This is a genomic window from Paenibacillus sp. P3E, assembly GCF_001909045.1.
Classification (GTDB): domain Bacteria; phylum Bacillota; class Bacilli; order Paenibacillales; family Paenibacillaceae; genus Paenibacillus_AQ; species Paenibacillus_AQ helianthi.
Genome location: NZ_LVWH01000001.1, coordinates 64,290 through 85,685, shown reverse-complemented (window position 1 = coordinate 85,685; position 21,396 = coordinate 64,290). Strand labels below are relative to the sequence as shown.

Below are 21,396 nucleotides of genomic sequence, written 5' to 3'. Positions count from 1 at the left end.
ACTATGATATGATTGAACAAGTAGAAACGGCTACAAGAAGGAGCTGGGAACGCAGTATGACCATTAAGCGGCGCTTGTTCATTTCGAATATCCTGATGATTGTAATCCCTGTGCTCATTTCCCTGCTTATTATCTTTGTCGGCGGAGAGATTATTTTCCGAGCCTCGCAAGACGGGGTTCAAAAAGATGATCAGTTCTATGATTCGCGCGATGATCTGATTCAGAAAGCTAAGCAATTTCTTGAGAACGGAAACCAGCAGGAGCAGGCAAAAACCAAGACTGCGCTGGAACAGGTTTTGCAAAAAAATGAGCTGAGTCTGAATATTTACTCTTCCGAAAAGAATATATTTAGCTTCGGAACTCTTAACATTCGGTATACCGAAGAGCTTACAGGGGCGATTTGGGCATTGAAGGGAGAAGGCTCCGCCTCCCTCAATAACGAAGAAGTATACGCAGAGAAGATGAACGTTAACGGCAAAACGTATACAGTGATCATTTTCAACATCATATCTGATTTCAATTATGAGGATTTCCCGCCTGAGATCATTATGTTCGTTATTTTATTTTTCCTCGGCATCATCGTCGCGATTATCTTAACCAACCGTTTTCTTACCCGGTTTGTGTTCAAACGAATTAAGCTGCCCTTGGATACTTTGGTTGATGGCGTTCATCAGCTCAGGGACGGCAATTTGGATGTTAGAATTCACTACGAGAACAAGGATGAATTCGCCTCCGTCTGCGAGGATTTTAATGATATGGCCGTACGCCTGAAAGAATCTCTTCAGCTTATACAGAAACAGGATGAGAACCGAAAAGAGCTCCTTGCCGGAATATCGCATGATCTCCGCTCTCCATTAACCTCTGTCCGGGCCTATTCAGAAGGCTTATTGGATGGTGTGGCCCAGACACCGGAATCCCAACAAAACTATATCCGCATGATAAAGACCAAAGCCGAGGACATTGACCGGATGGTGGCCAAAATCTCCCTATTTTCGAAAATGGACTTGGGCGATTATCCCTACGATCCTGAACCGCTAGAAGTCAATCAGGAGATATTATCCTTGGTAAAAGCCACAGCAGAGGAATATAGAGAAAATGGGCTGGAAGTGAATATTACGGCTTTAGCCGAAAATGTGCTCATCTTTGCTGATCCGGTTCAACTTAACAGCGTCTTTTCTAATATTCTGGAGAATAGCTTGAAGTACAAAAATAAAGAACATGGCCATGTAAATATACGTACTGAAGTTAAGGGTAACGAAGTCTTTATCTATTTATCCGATGATGGGCCCGGTGTGCCGGTGGAAGCCCTGGAGAAATTGTTTGACGTGTTCTACCGCAGCGATCCTTCCCGCAATAATCCCAACAAGGGCAGCGGATTAGGACTTGCGATAACGGCAAAGGCAGTGGACCGGATGGGTGGAAGTATTCACGCTGAACTCTCTTCGGCAGACGGTTTATGTATGGTTATCAAGCTGCCAGTTCTAAGCAAAGGGGCAATAGCATGAAGAAAATATTAATTATTGAAGACGACAGCGCCATCGCTTCGATAGAGCGTGATTATTTGGAGATTAACCAGTTTGCGGTTGAGATCGCGGAAGACGGGATAACCGGGGTAGAAAAGGCCCTTTCGGGACAATTCCAACTCGTTCTGCTCGATTTGATGCTGCCTGGCGAGGATGGTTTTTCCGTGTGCCGCAAGCTTAGAGGCAAGCTCGACATCCCGATCCTGATGGTTACAGCCAAGCAGGAGGACATTGATAAAATCCGCGGTCTGGGACTCGGGGCCGATGATTATATCATCAAGCCCTTTTCCCCAAGTGAGCTGGTGGCCCGGGTCAAATCCAACCTGGCGCAATATGAACGCCTCAAAGGCGGAAATGTAACAATGGCTCAGAACAGCAGTATCGAAATGGGTCCATTCGTAATCAATACCCAGTCGCATAGAGCTTATCTTAAAGGCCGGGAGCTGGATTTGAAGAAAAAAGAATTTGACCTTTTATATTTTCTTGTAGTCAATGCGGACATCGTGTTCAGCAAAGATTCTTTGTACGAGCGAATTTGGGGTTATGACGCTGTAGGTGACAATGCTACGGTGGCGGTGCATATCAACAGGCTCCGTGACAAGATCGAGGAGGACCCGGGCAATCCGAAGTATATTCAGACGGTCTGGGGAGCGGGGTACCGGTTCAAACCCTGAAGCAATAATTTGTAATTTTGACACCACCCAAAAATTAGGATTGATATGTTAACCAGCCAAACGGTAGCAATTGCATTCAATTAAAATCCCCACTTTGTAGCATCGACGAATGAGCGTGATTGATTAGATAAACTGTGAGAATTATTGTAATGCCCTGTAGGATCAGTATAAATCAACGGGTTATTAACGACATACGTATACAAATTCAAACTCAGTGGATTATCTATCTGCCCCTCAAACATATTCTTACGATTAGCTGAAAGAAACCACATGATAAACTGACTAACATGTGGTTTCATAATAGTTTCAATTACTATTTTAATTCGTATTCTTTAGGCGGATTTTCAAATCCATTCCAAAAAAACCACAGTCTACCGCATATTTTACATTCAAGAAAACTTTTCATTTTAAGGTATAATTCTTCAGCATCGATTTGTCCTTGATATTGATCATATTCAACATCAGAGATGAATTTGTATTCAATATCACAAGGTATATCACCAAATCTAAGAACCTCTCCACATTTACATCTGATTTTAGGCATAGTAACCCTCCATTATTATGGCATGATAATTATCTAGACAATACATTTCACACTTGTAGTTGTAGGTGTATATACATCTGGATACAGGAAGATAATGAAGCTTGCCATTGCATTATCGAGACGATAATCGAAGCTTCTCCTCCGGCTACGCATTTTCCCGTTTCATCGATTTGCCCCACCCAACCCACTTCTCTCGATCATTTCACACGAAACACCGGTTGCCAAGCGATTCCTACTGTTCCTACGGTTACAATTTTTGCTTTTGCAAAATATTAATGAAACGTGTTAACATTCGCGTTATCAGTTGCACCAGAACATAGGGTCAACAGGCTGAAATGGAGGAGCAATATGCAATTCAGGGGACGTTTATATCCGGGTAAATGGTTCGACAGGCTATTGATACGCAAAAAGATTATGTATGTCTACATTCCGCTGATTATCTTACCCTTATTTATTCTAGGCTTTGTCTCGTACCGGGTCTATACCGATGCTATTGTCAAGAAAACAGTGAACAGTGTCTCCGACAATTCAACCTTGATTACTACACTCATGAACAGCATGCTGACCAATACGGAAAGCGCTGCCAATATATTAACCTTAAATCTGAATAAAGTGATCGTCGAGAAATATTCGGAAGACGGCGGGCAGGTATCGGATCTGCAGCTCTACACCCAAATCACCAATCAGTTAAGTTACGCGCTGCTGATCTTCCCGGATGTGGATTCAGCAGCTTATATCAGCCGAAGCGGTGTGGTCTATGGCTCAAATCTGGAGATGGAGAGGAACGCCGAGCAGCTCCAGGGAAGCGATATGCTGACCACACTGGAGCATTCCCGCGGCTCCAATATTTGGTTTCCTATGGAGCGCCGCAGCTATCTGGTCGCCAGCCCGGAACAGCCGGTGCTCTCCCTTGGCAAACGAATTGTCAACATCAATACCGGAGAGACGCTGGGCTACGTCATTCTGAATGTGCGGGAGGATGCCTTGTCAGCCATCTATCGCAATATCGGCTCCATCCAGGATGAATCCTTCATGATTGTTGACCCCAGCGGCCTGGTGGTCTCTGCACTGGAGCCAAGCCAGGTATTACACCCGCTGCCCGGAGGTGCTCTAAGAGACTGGGTGATGGGATCTGCTGAACAAAATCTGCTGCAGCCTTCCCCCTCAGGAAGGATGCTTCTGATCCGTGCAGATATTACAAAGCTGGGCTGGCAGCTGATCTCTATGGTCCCCTATAATCGTCTGAACGAGGACACCAAAACCATTACACAGTTGATCATCCTCATAGGTTTCATCTGCCTGTTCTTTGCGATTCTTGGTGCAGGCATGTTATCCAATCTTATTGCCAAGCCTATTATTAACCTCTCCCGTCATATGAAGCATGTGAATGAAGGCCATCTGGACCCCTACCTGGAGGTCAAGTCCAGGGACGAAATCGGAATCCTCGCCTCCGGGTTTAATATGATGATGAACCGGGTTGAAGAGTTGCTGAGCAACATCGGCAAGGAGCAGCGGGAAAAGAGGGAATATGAGCTTGCTCTAATTCAGGCGCAGATCAAACCTCATTTTTTATATAATACACTGGATGTTATTTATACGCTGTCAGACATGGGAAGACCACGGGACGTACAGCGGACCACGAAGGCGCTGGCCGACTTCTATAGGGTGGTCTTAAGTAATGGCCGGGACCAGATCACGTTACAGGAAGAACTGAACAGCGTTCGGGACTATTTGTCTATTCAACAGATCCGGTATTCGGATGTATTCAACTTCCTGATTGAGATCGAACCGGATATTCTCCCCTGTATTATTCCTAAGCTTACCCTGCAGCCGCTTGTAGAAAATGCGATTTATCACGGGCTTAAGACCAAGAGCTCCTTTGGTGAACTTATAATCAGCGGATACAGGGAAGAAAGCAAGGTGATCTTGAAGATCACAGATGACGGGGTAGGGATGTCCGAAGAACGGCTGCACGCACTGGAAACCGCCATGAGGGGTCAGGAAAAGCCCGTCGGCTATGGAATAAGCAGTGTTCACGAACGAATCAGACTGTATTTTGGCTCTGAATATGGATTGCAGATTTCAAGCAAGCTTGGACAAGGAACAGAGATCGCTGTGAATCTCCCTTATCCGGGCCGGTCAGGAGAATAATATACATGCAGACAGTAATGATCGTAGACGACGAGAGTATCTTCCGTGAATATCTGCGCGGAGTGCTGGATTGGGACACGCTGGGCTTTGAGATTTCGATTGAAGCGAGGAATGGAGTGGAGGCGCTGGAGCTTTGTGCGGCAAATCCGGTAGATATCGCGCTGATTGATATCACCATGCCTTTCATGGATGGCTTGGAGCTTACCCGGAAGCTGAAGGCGCAATACCCTGAAATGAGCATCGTGCTGATTACGGGACATAATGAATTTGAGTATGCGCGAACAGCACTCAAGCTGGGGGTAGAGGATTATATTCTGAAGCCCTTTTCCAAGGACGAGCTGATGCTGACCCTGCTCAAGCTGCAGCAGGAGCACCGGAAGGTTCAACAGGAGAATTTAACGTATAAGGAGAACCAGCAACTCGTAAAGGAAAGCTTCCTTAATCAGCTCATTAGCGGCGATTGCATGCTGACCCATGAAGAAATTATGACGCGCCTTGGGCAGTATAACATCCACATTCAAAGCCCTGTTTTTGTTGTCGCGTGCATCGAAATCGACCATATTGACCGCAAATGGGAGAAAATAAGCGAACGGCTGCTCATGAAATACGCTGTTACGAATATCCTTAACGAAGCCTTGGATGACAGCTGGAAACATCATATCTTCAATGGACCGGAAGGACGGATTGTCGGACTGATTGAACATGTGGACCATCACAACCCTATGGCGTCTTTTTTGGACGGATACAGAAGGCTCGGTGAATTAATCAAGAAATACTTGAATTTCACGATTACGATTGGCATCGGCCGCAGTAAACAAGGGTTCAAGGATATCCACGAATCCTACCAGGAAGCGCTTGTCGCCTTGCAGAATAAGTTTGTCCTCGGCCATGACCGTGTGATCACTTATGAATCGGTTGCCACTGAGGTTGGAAAACAGGCCTTTTACCCCGTAGAGGTCAACGAGAAGCTGCTGATCCAGCTTCGGATGCGGAATTCGGAAGGGGTGCAGCACATCCTGGATGGTGTATTTGACTCCATTCTCGAAAGACGGCTGTCGATTGAACATGTCTATGTCATCTGCATTGGTCTGATTGCTGTGAATCTCGCCTATATCACAGAATCGGGCCATCCGGTTGAAGAGTGCTTCGGAGAGAACTTTTTCCCCTACAACGAAATCCGCAAGTTTGAGTCGCTGGAAATGACCTTTGAATGGATCAAGGAATTGTTTCATAAGGCCATCCGGTACACGGGCCAGTATAAAAATACAAGGGCCGCGAAAATTGCACAATCGGCTAAAGCATATATAGAGCAATGTTATCCCGATCCTGAGCTTCAACTGGAGCAGGTCGCCCAGCATGTATTCATTAATGCGAGCTATCTGCGGGCTGTATTCAAGAAGGAGTTCGGCGTGACACTGAGCGATTACATTACACAATACCGGATGAAAAAAGCGAAAGAACAGCTGGGGCAAGGCGGTCTGCGCTTATCCGACATCGCCGAGAGTGTCGGTTACAGCGACGCAGGATATTTTAGCAAAAGCTTCAAGAAATTCTACGGCTACTCCCCCAGCGAGTATGAGAAGAACCGGAGTTAAAGATTCTTTCTGCGCGGATTTTACCAGAAGCACGCAGTTTTTGCCTTATCACCTTGGCCCGCTCTTACTATACTTAAGTCAGAAAACAACATTGAAGGGGGTCACCCGAATGAAGAAAGTAGCCACAGCTCTAGCGGGCTTAAGCCTAGTGTTTGTAAGCGCATGCGGATCAGCGGGCAACAACACAGATACAGCAGCAAAAGAAGCAAACGCCGGATCACCTGCAGCGACAGAAGCAGCAGCGGCAACAACGGCAGCACCGGAAAAAGCAGTCAAGCTGCGTATTTATGCCCAATATTCCGATGATGACACGAAGCTCCCTTATGACTACGCTGTCGCGGAATTGAAGAAAGAGATGCCCAATGTCGAGCTGGAACTGGAGGTACAGGCTCAGGATGACGGGCAGAAGCTCAAAACCTACGCCGCAACCGGGAACCTGCCGGACATCTACCAGGCGGGCACAGACATTATTAATACCTTCAAGAAATCAGGCAATATTCTGGAGCTGGACCAATACTCCGATCTATATGATTTCAAAAGCAAAATGTACCCAAGTACGATGAATACGCTAATCAGTGAAGACGGCCATATCTATGCCTATCCTTATGCCGGCAACGAATTCATGCTCCTCTACTACAACAAGGAGCTGTTCGAGAAAAATAATGTTAAAGTTCCTACCACCTATGACGAGCTGATGACAGCCGTTCAAACCTTTAACAAAGCGGGAATTACTCCATTGTCCCTGTTCGCCAAAGAGAAATGGCCAACCGTTGCACTCTATGATGTGTTCGCAACACGCACAGAGCCGCAAGGCATTCTGAAGCTGCAAAGCGGCGGGGCATCGCCAAGCGATCCTGCGTACAAGCAAGCCACAGAGGAATTATATAAACTGATCCAGGCCGGCCTGCTGCCTAAGGGCGCAACCAACCTGAATTTCGACCAGGCAGCCTCCCTGTTCTATGAAGGCAAAGCCGCCATGTTCCTGAATGGACAATGGGAAATTGCAACTTCCACGGAGAAGCTCGGCGACAGAGTGGGCTGGATGTACTTCCCGGCCGCAGACGCAGCCTCCTATGAGAAGAACAAATATGCTTTTGTCGGTGGAGGAAATCCAGGCGGCTATGCAGTGAATCCGGACACTAAGGATCCTGAGCTGGCAGCCAAAGTAGCGGCCTTCATCTCCTTGAAGTATGCCGAATTCAAATACACCGAGCGCGGCAATCCGATGGTAGCCACCAAAGTGGATAAGCCTATTGTAAAAGAATACCCTCCAATGATGAAGCAGCTGTCCGAGGATATTTCCAAGGTCACCAGTACCACCGCCTTCGACTGGGGTCTCTCTGATGCTAAATTCAAGGCCGCCATTGAAGATGCCACACAGGTCCTGATGACCGGCGGTTACAGCGTAGATGAATTCATTAAAGATGTAACCAAAGCAATACCAAACGGTAAATAAACAGCACCACCTGAATAGGACCCGCCTAGACCTTGGGTACGGGCGGGTCCTATCTTTTTCTTCAAAGCTATGGATTGTGCAGCTACCAGCAAGGGATGTGAAGAGATGAAGAAATTTTTAGGGAACAAGACAGCGATTGCCATATTTACGCTGCCTGCACTCCTTTTGTATACCATTATGGTGTTCTACCCGATCATGCAGACTTTCTTCCGCAGTTTATATGAATGGGACGGTCTAACAGCAGGAACCTTCATTTGGTTTGACAACTATAAGAATTTATTTGACGACAGTGTGTTCTATACTTCTCTCTATAATGGGCTGATCTTTGCAGCCATCATTACCGTTACACAGATCGGTATCGCTTCGATTCTGGCTTTTGTCATCGCCGATGGAGTCGTTAAGGGCCGCCGTCTGCTGAGAATCAGCTATTTCATCCCCGTTGTGCTGTCGATTACAGTGGTCTGCCAATTATGGCTGTCCATTTATAACGGGCAATATGGTCTCATGAACAAGCTGTTCGAGATCCTCGGCATTCACTATCAGCAAGACTGGCTGTCAAGCAGCAAATCGGCGATCATCGCCGTGGCCTTCGTCAATGCCTGGCAGTATATGGGCTATCACTTTGCTCTGATCCTTGCGGGAGTAAGATCGGTACCCGAGCAATATATGGAAGCGGCCCGGATTGACGGTGCAACCAAACTGCAGGCGATCCGCAAAATCATGATTCCCATGATGGCTGAAACGTATAAGTTCTGTCTGGTCTTCGCAGTTACGGGAGGACTGAATGCTTTTGCAAATATGTATATTATGACCGGTGGTGGACCAGGAACTTCAACCTATACACTTACCTATTTGATGTATCGTTCCGCTTTCCGTGTGGGAGAGTTCGGTTATGGAAGTGCGGCGGCGGCTATGCTGGTCATTGAATGCCTGCTTGCCACACTGATCATCAACCGTCTGGTTGCCAGAGAACGAATCACTTATTAAAGGAAGTGTCCAAATATGGCCTGGCTTATTAAGAAGGTGCGCCAAAACAACCTGCCCGTCACAGGCTTTATGTGGCTGTATGCAATCTTGTCGGTGTATCCGTTGATCTGGATGATTTTTTACTCGCTAAAAAATAATGACGAGATCTTCGTAACCAATCCCTTTGGGTTCCCGACTCATCTAAGATTTGAAAATTATTCGAATGCCTGGTCCAAATACAATGTGCCGGTATACTTCATGAATAGTGTAATCGTTGCGGGGGCAACCGTTATTGGGGCAATCGTTCTGTCCGTCATGTTCTCCTATGCGGCGGCCCGATTGCAATGGCGGCTGCGCGGCATCGCCCACACTTATATTATGATAGGCATGTTCATCCCCATTCAGGTCATTATGATTCCGCTGGCTATTCTGGTCAGAGACTTTCATCTTGCCAATACGTATGGTGCGCTGATTGTGCCGTATATCGCCTTTAACCTGTCCTTTACCTCTATTGTATTCTATGGCTTCTTCCGCAGTATTCCTAACGAGCTGGAGGAGTCGGCCTGTATTGACGGAGCTTCGATCTACCGGACATTCTTCAGCATCATGCTGCCGATTATCAAGCCGGCGCTCGCCACGATGGTCATCTTTATCTTCCTGAACTCCTGGAACGAATTCACGATGGCCGTCATCCTGATTACCAAGGAAAGCCTAAAGACGCTGCCGCTGGGTCTGCTATTCTTCCAAGGTCAATTCACAACCGACTGGGGTGCAATGGGAGCAGCCATGACCATTGCCAGCTTGCCTACCGTCCTAATCTACATGCTGTTCAGCGAACAAGTCGAAAATGCGCTTACCGTTGGGTCAGCGGTTAAGGGCTAAACCCATAGCGGACAAACAAAGGGCATCCTTCGCGGGATGCCTTCTTTTTTTTCACTTTGAATCATTATCAAATCTTTATAAACGTCTCCTATAATGAGGGCAAAAGGTATACATAACCCATTTGAGGAGGAACACCAATGTCTGTGAAATTAAAATGGAACCGGAGGGTAATCACTCTATTGTCTGCACTGCTGGTGCTGTTGCCCGGCCAGAGCGTTTTTGCGGGAGCTGTACCACAGTCTGCTTCGAAGCCGCTGGCCTATGCGCACGAGATCAAGTCACTCCGCGGAGAGGATTACAGCGATCTGGCCTTTCTAAAGCCGCTGCTTGCAGGTAAAACGGTAGTCAGTCTGGGTGAGAACTTTCACCGGGTAGCCGAATACGCAAGTCTAAAGACGAAAATGATTAAATATTTGCATGAAGAGCTTGGATTTGATGTCATTGCCTTTGAATCTGGCCTGGGCGATGCCGAATTTATCAACAAACAAGCCGATCAGTTGACTGCCACCCAGATGATGATGTATTCCGTCCTGCCGGTCTGGCACTCCAAAGAGACGCTTGAGCTGTTCAACTATATTAAGAAGTCGCGTAAGACAGACAAGCCACTGGAATTGGCCGGTTTTGATAACCAGTTCACTAACCCTCTGCTGACCTACGGCGTGAGAGACTTCATCGCCACTCAAGACAAGGAATACGGGAAGGCCTTTGAACATTTTGATCTGCAGGCAGTCACCGAATTCTATGACATAATGAATGAATATGGTTTGCATCCTGAGAGTAAAGAGTATAAGCAGGGGATGGAACAGGTAAACCAGCGTAATATACCGGAATATGAAAAGTATATCCAGTTCATCAAAGACCGGCGGAAGCAATTTGCGGCGGCCTATCCAAATGATCCTTATATCGTCGATGTTGTCCTGAAATCGCTGGAGGATCGTGTGCAATTTTTGCAAAGTGGCTTGATTACAAATGTGCAGGAATCCTACGAGGCACGCGACCGGGCTATGGCCGAGCATGTGGAATGGTTGATGAAAGTCCGATATCCGGGTAAAAAAATCATTTTGTGGGCACATAATGACCACCTTGCCAAAAACACCTCGGACATCCGGGTGCTCGAGGGCGGCAAATGGGTGGGCAGCTTCAAGAGCATGGGAGAACTCCTGCACCAAAAGCTCAAGGATAAAATGTACGTAGTCGGTTTCTTTATGAACAGAGGCAAGACCGTTTCAATTACAACTATGAAGCCATTTTCAATCACCCCTATGCCAAATGGCAGCCTGGAGCAAACCATTATGAAGTCTGGCTACGCCAATACTTTTGTCGACCTGTCCGGCCACACCAAGGCAAAGGCCGCCAACAGCTGGATGTTTAAGCCAATCTATGCCGCTGAAGACGGGATGACAAGCGAGGTCATTGCTCCGATGTCGATGAAGTTTGTTCCGAAGGAGCAATTCGACGGCCTGATGGTCGTCGACAAGGTCAACACTCCGACTCCTGCGTATTAGAAGACTAAGTATCAGAATCTGCACCAGCTGTTTGGCTGGCCCACGGGGAGGATGCCCGGACTACTCCCAAGACACAACGGCTACACCGTCCTTCGCTGGACAGTATAGCCGTTGTGGATTTCTGATTTAGACTTGCTTGGATGGCCTCATTAGACTCGGCAGCAAGCAAGTTGGACAAAGTGAACTTAAATCTTATTCACCCACTTCTCCGCAAGCGCATGTTGGAAAAAGTAGATCTAATCCGGCCGATTTCCACCCTTTCGGGTAAATTCGCTTAAATTAAGTCTACTCTTTCCCACTATTACCTCCGCAGAACGCTTTTTCGTCTATTTAAGTGGACTAATTCCACTTCGGCAACTATACACATCTTATCCACAACAGAAGGCCATCGTAAGGGAATTGTTGATAAGATGCGGAAGGATTTTGCTACTTGACCCTGTTCTCCCTCTTGTTCCCCCTCTTGTCCCTCCTCTTACTCCCCCTTGTTCTCTTCCCCGCCAGCTTCCCGAAGGGTGTAGCTATGACTGACGGAGGCTTCCTCAATGTCTTGAAAGGCCCAATAGCCCAGGGGCACATCTGACCATGCCGGAGTCAGGGAACCGTATAAAGGTCCTCTCTTAAGTACTCTATTGATTAAAGTCACCGCTGCTACCCGGCTGAGCAGCTTATCCGGTCCGAAGCTTCCGTCCGGCATCCCCTTCATATACCCTGCCTGCTGAACCAAGGCAATATTGTGTTCTGACCAGTGACCCTGAGTATCCGTGAATGAGGATGCGGGCTCTCCGCTCAGATTCATCCAGCGCACCACAATGGCTGCCATTTCAGCCCGGGTGATGAACACATTGGGTCCGAAGGTTCCGTCCTTGTATCCTGTCATTAATCCGGTCGATGTTACTGTACCAATATCGTTTGCTGCCCACCCAAAATCACTCATATCCTTATAGCTTATAGTCTGGGCCTTTGTATTCTGACCTGCTCCAATCCGGGACAGAACCGCTGCCATTTCAGCTCGGGTCATCGCTTGACCCGGTCTGAAGGCGCCATCCGGATACCCCTTCATATAGGGTTGGTGCGTGGACGGTTTCTGCTGGGATGCTACCCAGTTATCCATACTCAGTACAGTAAATGTGCTGAATTTGGTCACGCGGAACTTCAGTCCAAGCTGCTCGGTTGAATACTGCACCACTTCTGGCTGTACCAGCACTTTCTCGCCGTCGCTGTGCTCAATGTAGATCACCAGCTTCGCTAAGAATGCCGCCCGATCAGCCGCACCGGTGGGAACAGCGTGGCTTGGAATCGGGAGAATCAAGTCGACCGGCTGATCCTTCAGACTCGTCTCAATGGTCACCGGACGTCCTACAACTTCTATACTTCCGGTACCTGCAGCCGTTTGGACGACAGCCTCCTTCTTGGCCCGTTCCTCTACAGACTTGACCGCAGCCGTATTCTTCACAGGGATGAACTTGAACCGATAATCTCCGTTTAGCAGAGTTAGAGTCTGCTGTGGCAGGATCAATCTTGCATTATTCGTGTACATTTCCAGATTGACCTTGCCGGAAGCAAGTGTCTTCAAGGTATCCTGGGACAATCCAAGATCCAGCTCGGAAACCTTGTCTTCCTTATCCGGAAGGACTAGCCGGACTGTATCCAGCCCCGCTGCAGTAACTTTACCTACGGCTTCAAGTGCCTTGGCCGTTGTATAATCAGCCTTGTCTTTTTGGGTTCCATCCGGTTGGGTTGTCCGGTTAATAACCACATTGGATACCGGCTGCCCCCCTGCATTCCCGCCATCCACGTTAACTGTGATCGTCTCGGTCACAGGTTGTGTCCCTCCGGCAGATGGCTGCGGGCTAACTGGCGTCTCTGGCTGAGGCTGCGGAGTAGCCGGAGTCTCCGGTTGAGGTTGAGGCTGCTCCCCTCCAGGATTCCCCGGCTGTGGCACCTCTCCGCCAGGATTCCCCGGCTGAGGTACTTCTCCGCCAGGATTTCCTGGGGTCCCCGTTCCTGGATCAGGCTCCTGCTCCATATCTTTGGCAAAGCTTAGGTAAAAATCATCCATCGTTCCCCATGCGCCGCCATCGGCCTTAATATTGGCTCCGATCGTTAGCTTCCCATCGGTAACGAGGATATTCCCGATTTCAGGGTTATTCCATTGCCCCCACCCGTTAACCCCGGTGTCCGCTTTCACTTCTTGTCCGCCCGTCACGGCGAAGAGGTTCATCTCGGGATGAACAGCATCTCCCCCTTGAATGGACATGGAGAGATTGTAGTATCCCGGCTTTAGCCCGTAAACAGTCTGTACTACACTAAAGTTGACTTGGTTTGCGGAGTAGAAATGAAGCGAATAATTACCTGTCTTGGCATCAGAAACCTTATTCTGATAATCCGTATGAGGTGTGCTTCCCTCTCCGTACGTGATCTTCCACATGCTTCTGTCGCTATTCTCAAAACCCGCGTTAACGATGAAGTTCTCTTTTTTAATGACAAGCGAAGCCTTCACCGCATGACCGCCTTCTACGGTTCCGCTAATTACATAGCTGCCAGCCCCTTGGCTGGTCGCCTGATCAAGTGCGGCTTGATCCCATACCACCGGTATCTTTCCGGTACTTCCATCATTGTAAGTAACACTTACGACCGTCGGTAATTCAACCGGCTCCCCGGCCATCGCAGTCACCGAGACCGCCCCGATTTCATCAATGGCAAGCGGAGCAACCGCCCCAGTATCCACATATTTGAATACATTCAGCGAAGGAAGCGGATGACCATCAAAGTCAAACAATGCCTGGTTGTCGACCGCACTTCCGCCATACCACACCCCTGCATCTTTAGGGTCATATTCCTTCGCATAGCTCGCGGCCCAACCTGAACCGTATTTTTCCCACAGGAGTTTATTCTGCTCCAGGTTTTCTTTCGGACCTACCGGAAGCCATGCCGGCTCCCAATAAAACACGCCAATTCCCGCTTCACCAACATTGGCAACCGCCTCAATCACATTTCTGACTGAATTGGCCTGGCCTTGAACGCTGATGGGATAATCCAAGGTTTGGCCAGAGCTTTGCGGCGCTGTATTTCCGTGTCCGTCCCCATCTTCAGCGGTATACGCGTAAGAGGTTTCGGCTACCATTACCTTTTTGCCAAAAGTATCGGCTACCTGCTTCAAAACAGATGTCAAATTGCTTAATGTGCCATGCCAGAACGGATAATAGGAACTCGCGAACACATCATAGTCTACTTGGTTATCCTTCAGCTTCTGTGCATAGGAAACATATCTGCCCGATGACTCCGGATTCGTAAAATGCAGCGCGATCAGGATATTAGAGTTGACTTCCCGGATCGCTCTGCTTCCCTCACTAAACAATGCGCTCATCTTCGTCCAATCGGATTCCCCGACGAATTGTCCGTTGGTTTCATTGCCTACCTGTACCATGCCGACATTAATACCTTCATCTAGCAGGGCTTGCAGGCTTTCTTTGGTATAGGTATACAGCGCGTTCTTCTTGTCTTCGAAACTTAGATTTGCCCATGCCTTGGGCGTGTGCTGCTTGCCCGGATCGGCCCAAAAGTCGGAATAGTGGAAGTCCACCAGCAGCTTCATTCCATTGGCGGTGGCTCTTTTGCCGATTTCAATGGCGGTGGCCAGATCATTATTGCCGCCTCCATACCCCCTGCCCGCTGTATCAAAAGGATCATTCCAGATCCGCACCCGAACATAGTTCACTCCGGATTCATGTACCGTTGTAAAAATATCCTGCACTGCTCCGGCCTCATTATAAAACTTGACTCCGCTATTCTCCAAAGCGATGATGCTGGAAATATCCACACCCTTAATAAAGTCAGGCGAGAGTCCTTCAACCTTCTTCACAAAAATATCTGCCGCTACCGGCGGAGCAGCTTCTACGCCTGTCTGCTTCAGCTCGAAGCTGTCCAAATATCCCCACGCTGCCGGAGCACCGCTGATATTCGCCCCGATGACAAGACTGGAGGTATTCTGTGCCAATACAAATTTCAGACTGACCGTTCCCCAGGCATTGTAACCGGTAGTGGCAGTAACGGATGATTTGCCGTCTCCCGCAAACAGCTCAACCTTACCCGCTGCTGTTCCAGCGCCGCCCATCGACTTGACCGACAATTCATAGCTCCCTGCCGGAAGAGAATTCAGGGTCTGCTTCACCGTGATGGCCTGATTTCCAGTCGCCGCATCTTTCATCCAATATTTAAATGCATAAGTTCCTTGATCCGGTGTGAGCCATTTATCAGTGGCATATGCAAAACGGCTAATCTCTACCTGATTCCAGTCTGCCGTTTCTACACTCCATGAATGGTCGGCCCAGAAATCCGTCTCATAACCGCCGTTCACAATCTGCGGACCATTCGAAGCTGTAGCCTTCGCCGTCCCCATTTGGAATGAAAATGAACTGAACATCAACAATACTGCTAATACCACGGATATACCCTTTACTCTATTTCTCATGTTCTGATCACCTTTCTATGCAGTCTTTCGATGCCAATGAGTACTCCTGTTGCACGTAAGCACTTACATATAAATATATCAATCGCTAAAATATTAGGTAACGTATGAAAAGAAAACATTTTGTATGCTTAAGCAAGCATTTTGTACGTTGGCACACTACTGCATCAGGTATCATCCCAGGCGCACACGGCAAAAAGCCGTTCCCCGGTTATGACGGGAAACGGCTGCTCTATCGTTCTAAGACTCCATTCCATTCTCAATCCGCTGCATGAACTCTTCAGCAGCACTGTAGCCAAGCTGCTTCAGGTACCAATTGTTGGCTGCCGCTTCGATCAACCCCGCTACATCGCGCCCCGGCTGAAGCTGGACCTCGATATGAGGAATCTGGACACCGAGATAATCCGTGAACTTGGGCACCAGCTCCAAGTCGTTGTTCAGTGAATTCTCCTGCCATGGACACAGCTCAATATCGAGCACAATGCGCGTCTCGTCCTGAAAGGCTTTGCGTCCGTATTGCCGCACCACGTTGATCAGGCCAATACTGCGCAGTGCGAGAAATTCACGTGTGGTCTCATTATGTGTCCCGAGAAGTGTGGACGGGCCCAGCTTCTTGAGCACCACAATATCGTCTGCCACGAACCGGTGGCCTCTGCCGATTAGCGTGTGTGCGGTCTCGCTTTTGCCAATCCCGGACTTGCCCCTGAGCAGAACACCGATGCCTGACACATTCACACATACTCCATGGATCGACAGCTCCGGCGCCAGCGTCTTCACCAGATAGCTGTCGAGCTTGGCAATGAACTCTGTTGTGGTATCACCTGTCCGCAGCAGCGGAATCCCCTCCTGGTCACAGAATAAAGTCAGGTAGGGGATCTCCTGCTGCCCTGAGGTCACAATAAAACACGGTGGATGATATTTAACGATATTTCCAATATGCAGCATGCGCTCTTCTACGCTTAGCGTCAATAAATAGGTAATTTCCTTACGGCCGAGCACCTGCACCCGCTCCATGGGAAAAAAATCAAAATAGCCGACAAACTCCAGCCCCGGTCTATGCGTCCGTGGACGGGTGATTTCACGGTCCATACGGCTGGAGCCCGCCAGCACTTCCAAATGGAACTTCTCCGTAAGACCTTGAACAGTGATAGACTTCATTGTTGTTCTCCTCCTGCGGTTAGGACATATCCAGGATACGCCTGTATTTCGAATCCTTTGCTCCCGGTTTATATTCCACGATCCGAGGGAGTATTCCTGCCAATGGGGGAGGAGCAGACCTGAACTTTCTTTCCTCTTTATTTGCCTGATTGCATTGGCCAGTAGAAATACAAAAAAATAAAGAAGCAGGTCTGCCGGGGTATCCGACACATCTGCTTCTTTTGCGGGATTATATTCATTAACCTACTTTATGAGACACGCTTACGCTTCCGGGTATATTTGCTTTTTTTCAGCGAGACCTGATGGATCACATATCTGCTCTTTCTTCTCAGTGAACGCAGCTTTCTCCTTCTCAGTTTCAGCACCTTTCTCTTTGCATACCGGTACTTAATCAGCCTTGCCCGCTTGATTGAACGGTATTTGGCGCGGATCATTCTTCTTCTTCTCAGTCTGCGTATCAGCCGCAACGTTCTGCGGCGTTTACGTCTGTGCCGCTTCACAGGAATTTCCGGGGACGGTGCAGGCACTTCAGGAGCCGGGTTTTCCAGAACTGAAGTTTCCGGGAGCTGGATTTCCGGAGCGGGCGGTTCAGCCAGGATACCAGCTGGCGGTTCAGCCGGGATACCAGCTGGCGGTTCAGCCAGGATATCGGCCGGGATATCAGCCGGCGCCGGCTCGGAAACCGGCACTGGTGTAAGCTCTCTGGCCCACGGAGTCATGGCAAGGTAATTATTGTATATCGGTGCATTGGGTGAATTGACATCCCACCATTTATTGTCTCCGGCGAAATGCACAATTTTATTCTCTAAATCGAGATCGCTATGAGCAAACGTATTAAAACGCTGATCCATTTGCAAATAGTTAGAGCTATAAACAGCATTCAGAATATCCTGATCAGGCATGGTCATCGTGGGGTAATTACGCAAGAAATCTAGCATTTCGCCATACCAGTTCTCTTTACCACGGATATTGTTCAGTTGAAACAGAATGACCCCTGAGTTAAAATACAGCTCTGCACTTAGCCCGAGTGAGATGAAGTACTCCAGCAAATTTTCGCCCTGATCCAGTACTGCGCCCAAATAATGTTCTCCCAGGTCGATGCTCCATAGTTCATTAATATCCATATTAACCAAAATGTCGCAGTCGAGATAAATAACCCTGTCAGCCTGAATAATGATCGGAAGCAACAAACGGTACATACTGGCCATTGTCCAGTAGTCGATTTTATGCACGCCGGCTGCAACCTCTTGCATATCCCAAGGAATTGAAACATGATAAAAAAAGATGTTGTGATGAAATACATCCACTAATTGAGTGAGCTTTAACTTGTTTTCTTCGCTTAGGGAATCATCATGCACAATGTGCACATTAATCATTTGCTGGGTGTTAGCAAAAACTGATGCAAGAACAACACCCGCATGCTCCGTATAGCTCCCGTCTTTATCGTTAATCGTTAAAACTAAATCAACCATTATCAACGATCACCTACCTTTAAAGTATCTTTTGCATAGTTGCCTGATGCATTCGACTACTTTAAGTGTATGTTTGCCCCAGTGACCGGATTGGACTATTCCCCAGTACATATGCAATTTATTTTGAATCCATTTTACGAATCCCCTTGGACTCTTGTGACTGATGCACGATCGCCCAGGATATAACGAGCCGGCCGCTCCTGAATTTCTTGTTCAGCCAGATGAACATATGATCCAAAAACACTTCCTTCCGCATGAACATGAGACAATTCCACCTGATCAGTTAAAATACTATTCGTTAGAATGCAATCTTGCACCACGCTATTCGGACCAATATACACATAAGGTCCAACAACACTGTTCGTTACACTTGCAGTCGGATCAATCCTAACCGGAGGAATGAATTGAGCAGATATGTGGATGTCAGATGAGTTCATGAAGTTCTGCGGATCTTGATCCATCTTGTATCGGTTCGCTTCAAGCCATCGTTCATGGGTCCCGATATCAAAAAACGGTGCGGTCGTTATGCTGTACGCAACATGCTTGCCCTCTGAGATTAACATTTGGATGGCATCCGTCATCTCGTATTCTCCACGTGGGGAGGGTGCCAGTCTGTCCAATACCGGCCAGATAGCTGCAGTAATAGCATATGCACCGACGATCGCCAGATTGGATTTAGGGATGCGGGGTTTCTCTTCCAGACTGACAATTTGTCCATCATGGATGACGGCAACGCCAAATTGACTAGGGTCCTTAACCTGTTGAAGCAGGATCGAGGCCGCAGCCTTACCCGCCTCCAATGATCGGATGAATGGCATCAGATCACCCTCATACAAATTATCGCCAAGCATCACTAAAAAAGGGGAATCCGCCACAAAGGACCGCGCGCTTTTGACCGCATCCGCCAGTCCCTTTGCTTCTTTTTGCAGAAGAAAGGTTAACGAGGCGTTCCATCGCTCCCCATCTCCAATCGTTTGCCGGATCTCTCCTTGCGAATGGTTCACTACGATTCCAATCTCGGTGATTCCGGCCGCAACAAGTTTATTAATGATTGAGACAAGAATATACTCCCCGTTAACAGGTAACATGCACTTTGGTTTGGTATATGTTGAAGGCTGCAGTCTCGTCCCTCGGCCGGCACACAGGATTAATCCTTTCATAAATATCCCCCCTACTGATAAAATAAATATTTCGGCTCGGTGCAGATGAGCTCTTTATATTTTATGCACAAGCTATAAAGGAGCTTGGGTATATATTAAGCATCAATGACCTATTAAACTATGATTGCAGATATACGCCCGTATTGAGGGAGATTACTATGATAGAACGTACTGGATGAACAGCCGGTCGAAGAAGGGACAAGCCATTCCCATAAATCCCCATGTCAAACACCCGATTCCGCGTCAATCGGGAACCGGGTGTTTACTTACCCATTCAAGAATTTCGAATATTTCCAGAAAAACATTTATGAAGTAAATGCATGTTTCTGTGTCTCATACTCTCCCGCTTCATTCGTTAGACCAAGGGACCGATCCGTTAAGGTGTGAATGTCTTGTATAAGTTTGGGATTTTCCAATAAGGTGGCGCCATAGGAAGGGATCATCTCTTTGATTTTTGATTCCCATGCTTTGATCTGCTGCGGGAAGCATTTGATGATGACTTCCAGCATGACAGAAACAGCAGTAGAAGCACCGGGAGAGGCCCCCAATAGAGCCGCTATCGACCCGTCGGCACTGCTGATCACTTCTGTGCCAAATTGCAGCGTTCCTTTGCCGGCTGCGGTATCTTTGATAATCTGCACACGCTGGCCTGCCACCACCAAATCCCAATCCTCACTCTTGGCGTCCGGGACAAACTCCCGTAAAGCTTCTATACGCTGTTCTTTGGATAACATCACCTGTCCAATCAGGTATTTGGTCAACTGAAGGTTTTTTGCCCCCGCTGCCAGCATCGTTGTCAGATTACCCGGCTTTACAGAAGTAATCAAATCAAACATCGAGCCGAATTTGAGGAACTTTGGCGAGAAGCCGGCAAACGGTCCAAAGAACAGCGATTCCTTCTGGTCGATCACTCTCGTGTCCAGATGCGGAACAGACATTGGAGGAGCTCCGACCGCAGCTTTTCCGTATACTTTGGCATGATGCTTTGCTACAATATCCGGCTTCTGGCACACCATGAACAGTCCGCTTACCGGAAATCCCCCAATCCCTTTCCCTTCAGGAATACCGGATTTCTGCAGCAAATGCAGGCTTCCTCCCCCGCCGCCGATAAAGACGAATTTTGCAGAATGATGCGAAGTGGTACCCTTATCGAGATTCTGCACCTTCAAGTCCCAAGAGCCGTCACGGGCACGGGTAATATCCTCCACTTGATGTTTGAATCGGATATCCGTCTGATTACTCTCTAGGTGGTCAAACAACATACGTGTTAAAGCACCGAAGTTCACATCTGTACCTGATTCAATTCGGGTTGCCGCTATAGGCTGTTCTATTCTTCTTTCCTTCATCATTAGCGGAATCCATTTCATCAGCTGTTCCGGGTCATCGGAAAACTCCATCCCTTGGAACAACGGATTTTCCGAAAGCGCTTCATATCTTTTTTTTAGAAAAGCAACATCTGTTTCCCCTTGGACAAAGCTCATATGGGGTACGGCCACAATAAAGTCCCGCGGGTTTTGTATCCGTTTGCTATTTACCAGATAAGACCAGAATTGCTTGGAGAACTGATATTCCTCATTTACTTTTACAGCCTTGCTAATATCGATGGATCCATCCGGCCCCTCTACGGTGTAGTTCAGCTCGCACAGTGAGGAATGCCCTGTTCCCGCATTATTCCATTCGTTAGAGCTCTCCTCGCCTGCGCCCGCCCGCCGCTCAAACACGGTGATGGTCCAGTCCGGGACTAATTCTTTCAGCATAGAACCTAACGTCGCACTCATGATTCCGGCACCAATTAAAATAACGTCTGTTTTTGTTTGTTGGTTGCTCATGTTTACCCGTCCT

The 21,396-nt window shown here is 47.9% G+C and carries 14 protein-coding genes; 8 read left to right on the top strand and 6 right to left on the bottom strand.

Annotated elements, in window-relative coordinates:
- Positions 1 to 8: 8 nt before the first annotated feature.
- Both A3842_RS00385 and A3842_RS00380 read left to right on the top strand, forming a co-directional pair.
- Complete coding sequence (locus tag A3842_RS00385) at positions 9 to 1,505, top strand: sensor histidine kinase (protein WP_256701380.1); 1,497 nt, start codon at positions 9 to 11, stop codon at positions 1,503 to 1,505.
- Positions 1,502 to 2,197 (top strand): response regulator transcription factor, encoded by a 696-nt coding sequence (locus A3842_RS00380; RefSeq protein WP_074088282.1) that lies wholly within the window; start codon positions 1,502 to 1,504, stop codon positions 2,195 to 2,197. Before A3842_RS00385 ends, A3842_RS00380 begins: the two co-directional genes overlap by 4 nt.
- Before the next feature lie 313 nt (positions 2,198 to 2,510).
- On the opposite strand, the gene A3842_RS00375 is transcribed toward A3842_RS00380, so the two are convergent.
- Positions 2,511 to 2,741, bottom strand: coding sequence for a hypothetical protein (locus A3842_RS00375; protein WP_074100046.1), 231 nt, complete (start codon positions 2,739 to 2,741; stop codon positions 2,511 to 2,513).
- Between the two features lie 348 nt (positions 2,742 to 3,089).
- Between A3842_RS00375 and A3842_RS00370 the strand changes: the two genes are divergently transcribed.
- From A3842_RS00370 to A3842_RS00345, 6 genes are all read left to right on the top strand, one after another.
- On the top strand, positions 3,090 to 4,892 hold the full coding sequence (locus tag A3842_RS00370; RefSeq protein ID WP_074100045.1) for a sensor histidine kinase: 1,803 nt from the start codon (positions 3,090 to 3,092) through the stop codon (positions 4,890 to 4,892).
- Between the two features lie 5 nt (positions 4,893 to 4,897).
- The gene (locus tag A3842_RS00365; protein WP_074100044.1) at positions 4,898 to 6,487 is read left to right on the top strand and encodes a response regulator; all 1,590 of its coding nucleotides are present in this window, start codon (positions 4,898 to 4,900) and stop codon (positions 6,485 to 6,487) included.
- Between the two features lie 109 nt (positions 6,488 to 6,596).
- Positions 6,597 to 7,943, top strand: a complete 1,347-nt coding sequence (locus tag A3842_RS00360; RefSeq protein WP_074100043.1) for an ABC transporter substrate-binding protein — start codon at positions 6,597 to 6,599, stop codon at positions 7,941 to 7,943.
- A 105-nt stretch (positions 7,944 to 8,048) separates the two neighbouring features.
- The gene (locus A3842_RS00355; RefSeq protein ID WP_074088278.1) at positions 8,049 to 8,930 is read left to right on the top strand and encodes a carbohydrate ABC transporter permease; all 882 of its coding nucleotides are present in this window, start codon (positions 8,049 to 8,051) and stop codon (positions 8,928 to 8,930) included.
- Positions 8,931 to 8,945: 15 nt separating this feature from the next.
- Complete coding sequence (locus tag A3842_RS00350; RefSeq protein WP_083607032.1) at positions 8,946 to 9,791, top strand: carbohydrate ABC transporter permease; 846 nt, start codon at positions 8,946 to 8,948, stop codon at positions 9,789 to 9,791.
- A 137-nt stretch (positions 9,792 to 9,928) separates the two neighbouring features.
- Positions 9,929 to 11,296 (top strand): erythromycin esterase family protein, encoded by a 1,368-nt coding sequence (locus A3842_RS00345; protein ID WP_074100042.1) that lies wholly within the window; start codon positions 9,929 to 9,931, stop codon positions 11,294 to 11,296.
- A gap of 472 nt (positions 11,297 to 11,768) precedes the next feature.
- Here A3842_RS00345 and A3842_RS00340 read toward each other — a convergent pair whose 3' ends face one another.
- The 5 genes from A3842_RS00340 to A3842_RS00320 form a co-directional block, all read right to left on the bottom strand.
- Positions 11,769 to 15,767, bottom strand: a complete 3,999-nt coding sequence (locus A3842_RS00340) for a glycosyl hydrolase 53 family protein (protein ID WP_074100041.1) — start codon at positions 15,765 to 15,767, stop codon at positions 11,769 to 11,771.
- A gap of 237 nt (positions 15,768 to 16,004) precedes the next feature.
- Complete coding sequence (gene hprK, locus A3842_RS00335) at positions 16,005 to 16,922, bottom strand: HPr(Ser) kinase/phosphatase (protein ID WP_074088275.1); 918 nt, start codon at positions 16,920 to 16,922, stop codon at positions 16,005 to 16,007.
- Between the two features lie 248 nt (positions 16,923 to 17,170).
- Positions 17,171 to 18,394, bottom strand: a complete 1,224-nt coding sequence (locus A3842_RS00330; protein WP_074100040.1) for a glycosyltransferase — start codon at positions 18,392 to 18,394, stop codon at positions 17,171 to 17,173.
- 134 nt (positions 18,395 to 18,528) lie between these two features.
- On the bottom strand, positions 18,529 to 19,554 hold the full coding sequence (locus A3842_RS00325; RefSeq protein ID WP_074100039.1) for a sugar phosphate nucleotidyltransferase: 1,026 nt from the start codon (positions 19,552 to 19,554) through the stop codon (positions 18,529 to 18,531).
- Between the two features lie 305 nt (positions 19,555 to 19,859).
- A complete protein-coding gene (locus A3842_RS00320; RefSeq protein WP_074100038.1) occupies positions 19,860 to 21,383 on the bottom strand; it encodes a malate:quinone oxidoreductase in 1,524 nt (507 codons plus the stop codon).
- Positions 21,384 to 21,396 lie beyond the last annotated feature (13 nt).